This window comes from Stenotrophomonas pictorum JCM 9942, assembly GCF_001310775.1.
GTDB lineage: Bacteria > Pseudomonadota > Gammaproteobacteria > Xanthomonadales > Xanthomonadaceae > Stenotrophomonas > Stenotrophomonas pictorum.
Genome location: NZ_BAZI01000558.1, coordinates 1 through 1354 on the forward strand (window position 1 = coordinate 1; position 1354 = coordinate 1354).

Here is a 1354-nt window from a genome sequence, read left to right on the forward strand (position 1 = left end):
GGCAACCGGCCCCGCGTGGCGGCGGCGGACGTGCGGGCGCAGCAATTCTTTCGGCCGGTTTGCACTACCTTATGCCCTACCTTCCCGGGCGCCGAGGCGCCTTCCCAGAGACAGTAATGAGCCTGAAGACACTGAACCCCTACGACCTGTTCGATGTGCGTTCGCTGCTGAGCGAGGAAGAGCGCGCGGTGCAGGATTCCGTTGCCCGTTTCACCGACGAGCGGGTCATTCCGATCATCGGCGACTGTTTCGACCAGGGCCGCTTCCCGAGCGAGCTGATCGGCGAGATCGCCGACATGGGCCTGCTCGGCAGTTCGCTGCCGGAACAGTACGGGGGCGGTGGGCTCAACGGTGTCAGCTATGGCCTGATCTGCCAGGAACTGGAGCGCGGCGATTCGGGCATCCGCAGTTTCGTCTCGGTGCAGAGCTCGCTGTGCATGTACCCGATCTACGCCTACGGCTCGGAAGAACAGCGCCTGCGCTGGCTGCCGGACATGGCGCGCGGCAAGGTGATCGGCTGCTTCGGCCTGACCGAGGCGCATGGCGGTTCGGACCCGGCCAGCATGAAGACCCGCGCGGTCAAAGACGGCGGCGACTGGGTGATCAACGGCTCCAAGATGTGGATCACCAACGGCCCGGTGGCCGATATCGCCATCCTCTGGGCCAACACCGACGAGGGCGTGCAGGGCTTCGTCATCGAGAAGGGCACCCCGGGTTTCACCGCCCAGGAGATCAAGCACAAGATGAGCCTGCGCGCCTCGGTGACCGGCGCGCTGTTCTTCGACAACGTGCGCGTGCCCGATGCCAACCGCCTGCCCAACGTGAAGGGCCTGAAGGGCCCGCTGGGCTGCCTGACCCAGGCCCGCTACGGCATCACCTGGGGCCCGATCGGTGCGGCCATCGCCTGTCTGGACGAAGCGCTGGCCTACACCAAGGAGCGCATCCTGTTCGGCCGCCCGGTCGCCGCCACCCAGAGCGCGCAGATCAAGATGGCCGACATGGCCCGTCGCATCACCGCCGGCCAGTTGCTGGTGCTGCAGCTGGGCCGCCTGAAGGACGCCGGGCAGATGCAGCCGCAGCAGGTGAGCCTGGCCAAGTGGAACAACTGCCGCCTGGCCATCGACATCGCCCGCGAATGCCGTGACCTGCTCGGCGGCGCCGGCATCACCACCGAGCACGGTGCGATCCGCCATGCGCTGAACCTGGAGTCGGTGATCACCTATGAAGGCACCGAGACCGTGCACCAGCTGGTGATCGGCCGCGAGCTGACCGGCATCAACGCGTTCTGATCGCGGGCGAAGGGCCGCGCGGACGCGGCTGGCAACCGCGTTGCCGCCGGCGCAGGTTCCGGCGG

1 protein-coding gene is annotated in these 1354 nt (G+C 67.4%); it reads left to right on the forward strand.

Going from position 1 to position 1354, the window contains the following annotated elements:
* Nucleotides 1-116: 116 nt before the first annotated feature.
* Nucleotides 117-1289, forward strand: a complete 1173-nt coding sequence (locus JCM9942_RS16020; RefSeq protein WP_054660849.1) for an acyl-CoA dehydrogenase family protein — start codon at nt 117-119, stop codon at nt 1287-1289.
* The last annotated feature ends 65 nt before the right edge of the window (nt 1290-1354 follow it).